Below are 3,440 nucleotides of genomic sequence, written 5' to 3' on the forward strand. Positions count from 1 at the left end.
GGCTTGGCCGGTTCGGGTTCGGGTTCGGGCTCCGCGGCGGGAGCGGGGGCCTCGGCGGGGGCGGCGGCGGCGGAACCGCCGCCGGAGCCGTCGTCGATGACCGCGAGCTCGACGCCGACCTCGACGGTCTCGTCCTCCGCGACCTTGATGGAGCTGATGACACCGGAGGCGGGGGCAGGAATCTCGGTGTCGACCTTGTCCGTGCTGACCTCGAGAAGCGGCTCGTCGGCCTCGACGCGCTCACCCTCCTGCTTCAGCCAACGGGTGACGGTTCCCTCGGAGACACTTTCCCCGAGCCGGGGCATCGTGACAGATACAGACATGCTGGAACGACTCCTTCGTCGCGTCCGGCATGCACCGCGCAAGCGGCCGGCCGGAGGCGCTCATGCTTTGGCGTGAACGTGAGTACCTGGGCGGGATCAGGCCGCGGGGCGAACCCGGTCGCGGACCGATCCCTGGGCGATCGCCCTAGCCGTGGACGTGAAGGGGCTTGCCGGCCAGCGCCAGGTGCGCCTCGCCGAGAGCCTCGGACAGAGTGGGATGGGGGTGGATCAACTGGGCGACCTCGGCGGGGAAGGCCTCCCAGTTCGTGATGAGCTGGGCCTCGGCGATGAGCTCGCCCACCCGGTCGCCGACCATGTGGACGCCGACCACCGGGCCGTCGGGGACGGCGACGAGCGTCACCGCGCCGGCGGTCTTGAGGATCTGCGACTTGCCGTTGCCCGCCAGGTTGTAGGTGACCGTGCTGATGTCGCCGAAGCGCTCCCGGGCGGCCGCGGCGGTCAGCCCGACCGACGCCACCTCGGGGTGGGAGTAGGTGACCCGCGGGACGTTGTCGTAGTCGACCGGCACCGGGTTGAGCCCGGCGAGCTGTTCGGCGACGAAGATGCCCTCCGCGAACCCCACGTGGGCGAGCTGCAGACCCGGCCGCAGGTCGCCGAGCGCGGACACGGTGGGGACGTTCGTGCGCAGGAAGCGGTCGACCAGTACGTAGCCGCGGTCGGTCGCGATGCCGACCTCCTCGTAGCCGAGGCCGGTCGAGACCGGTCCGCGGCCCACCGCGACGAGCAGCAGCTCGGCCTCGATGGTCGTGCCGCTCTCGAGCGAGACGGTGACCCCTTGGTCGGTCGTCTTCACGCCGGCGAAGCGGGCGCCGAGATGCTGGGCGATGCCCCTCTTACGGAAGGCGCGCTCGAGCAGCTTGGAGCTGGACTCGTCCTCCAGCGGCACCAGATGCGGCAACGCCTCGACGATCGTCACCTCGGCGCCGTAGGAGCGCCAGACCGAGGCGAACTCGCAGCCGATGGCGCCGGCCCCGAGGACCACGGCGGATGCCGGCACGTGGTCGAGGGTCAGGGCGTCGTCGCTGGTGATGACCTTGTCGTGGTCGATGTCCAGACCGGGCAGGGACTTCGAGTACGAGCCGGTGGCGAGCAGGACGTGCCGGCCCTCGATGACCCGGTCACCGACGGCGACGGACGTCGGCGAGGCGAGCCGGCCGAATCCCTCGACCACCTCGATGCCGCGTGACTTGATCAGGCCGGTCAGCCCCTTGAACAGGCCGGCGATGACCGAGTCCTTGTAGGAGTTGACCTTCGCCATGTCGATGCCGTCGAAGGTGGAGCGGATCCCGAAGGATTCGCTCTCATTGATGTTGTCGACAATCTCCGCCGAATGCAGCAGCGCCTTGGTCGGGATGCAGCCTCGGTGCAGGCAGGTGCCGCCGAGCTTGTCCTTCTCGATCAGAACGACGCTCAGGTCGAGTTCCGCGGCGCGCAGCGCGGCGGCGTATCCGCCGCTGCCGCCACCGAGGATGACCAGGTCGACGGGACCGGCCGCTGAATCCGCCACGCCAGAGGTCCCTTCTCGTTGACTTCTATGGTTGTGCCGGTGATGCCGGGAGTGTGACCCGTACCCACCGGTGTCGCGTGCCCGCGACGCCGGTGACACGGCCGGCCGCGCCGACGGTGATCGTCACCGTGTGCGGCCGGGGACGCCGGCATCGACGTGCCCTTCGGGCCGGCGTTTCAGGCCACGACTCGCCACACCACGTCGGTCCGAACCCAGTCTTTCACGCCAGGGGCCCCCTTCCGCTCGGATGGGCGAGTGGGCTGCATCGCGCGAGGTGTAGTCGCAATCGCCGCTCTGCCACCCGCCCGGTCGGTCGATCGGGGGTCGGTCGGCGATCGGTCAGTCGGAGACCGCGGGGCCGTGGCTCGACGGCGCGCCGGCGCGGTTCTCGGCGAGCTGGATGAGCGTGCGGACGATCACGCCGGTGCCGCCCTTGGGCGTGTGCCCGTAGGGCTGCCCGCCGTTCCACGACGGACCGGCGATGTCGATGTGCGCCCAGCTCGCCTCGTCGGGCACGAAGTGGGCGAGGAAGTGCGCCGCGACCAGCATCCCGCCTTCCCGGCTGCCGCCGGGCGGGACGTTCGCGATGTCGGCGACCAGGGAGTCCAGCCCCTTGCGCAGTTCCGGCGGCAGCGGCATCGGCCAGACGCTCTCCCCGGTCGCGACGGCGGCCGTCGTCACCGCCTCGACGGCCCCGTCGCGGCCCATCACCCCGCTCGTGCGCTGGCCCAGCGACACGATCTGGGCGCCGGTCAGCGTCGCGATGTCCACGATCAGGTCCGGTGCCTCCTCGGCGGCCCGGACGAGGGCGTCGGCGAGGACGAGGCGGCCCTCGGCGTCGGTGTTGAGCACCTCGACCCGGGTGCCGCCGCGCAGCGTCAGCACGTCCGAGGGTCGGATCGCCTCGCCCGAGGGCATGTTCTCCGCGCAGGGCATCCAGCCGGTCACCGTGACCGGCAGCCGCAGGCGCGCCGCGGCGACGACCGTGGCGAGGACCGCGGCCGCGCCGGCCATGTCCGTCTTCATCCACTCCATCGCCGTCGGGGGCTTCAGCGACAGGCCACCGGAGTCGAAGGTGATGCCCTTGCCGACCAACGCGAGCGCCGGGCCCTCGCCACCGCCGCGCCACTCGAGGCGGATCAGCCGGGGCGGGTTGGCGGACCCCTGCCCGACCCCGATGATCCCGCCGAAGCCGCCCTCGGCCAGCGCCACCTCGTCGAGTACCTCGACGGTGACGCCGGCGGCGGTCGCCTTCTCGACGGCGACGTCGGCGAGCAGGGCCGGGGAAAGGTGACTCGGCGGGGTGTTCACCAGATCCCGGACCAGGACGACCGACTCGGCGACGACCACCGCCCGGTCGATCTCCTCCTGCGCGAGCGGCAGGGACCTGTCGTCCACGAGGAGCGTCAGCGCGCCGACCGGAGTGGGCAGGCCCTTCGCCGAGGTGGTGCGCAGGCGGTCGAAGGAGGAGTAGGTACCGAGCAGCGCGCCCTCGGCCACGGCCCGGAGCGACTCCGCGGTGACCGCGCCGGGCGCGGCGGCCAGGGCCAGCGCCACGGATCCGGTCCCGGCCAGCGCCCGCACCGCCG

Annotated in this window: 3 protein-coding genes; all 3 read right to left on the reverse strand. The window is 72.0% G+C overall.

The window, feature by feature from the left end; translation table 11 throughout:
- Positions 1-323: biotin/lipoyl-containing protein (locus ND748_RS28330; protein ID WP_285902826.1), on the reverse strand; the 323-nt coding region annotated here is incomplete at its 3' end.
- 145 nt (positions 324-468) lie between these two features.
- Complete coding sequence (lpdA, locus tag ND748_RS28335; protein WP_251749249.1) at positions 469-1,851, reverse strand: dihydrolipoyl dehydrogenase; 1,383 nt, start codon at positions 1,849-1,851, stop codon at positions 469-471.
- Positions 1,852-2,190: 339 nt separating this feature from the next.
- On the reverse strand, positions 2,191-3,440 hold a 1,250-nt coding region (locus ND748_RS28340; protein WP_251749250.1), incomplete at its 5' end, for a leucyl aminopeptidase.

It is taken from the genome of Frankia sp. AiPs1, from assembly GCF_023716945.1.
Classification (GTDB): Bacteria; Actinomycetota; Actinomycetes; order Frankiales; family Frankiaceae; genus Frankia.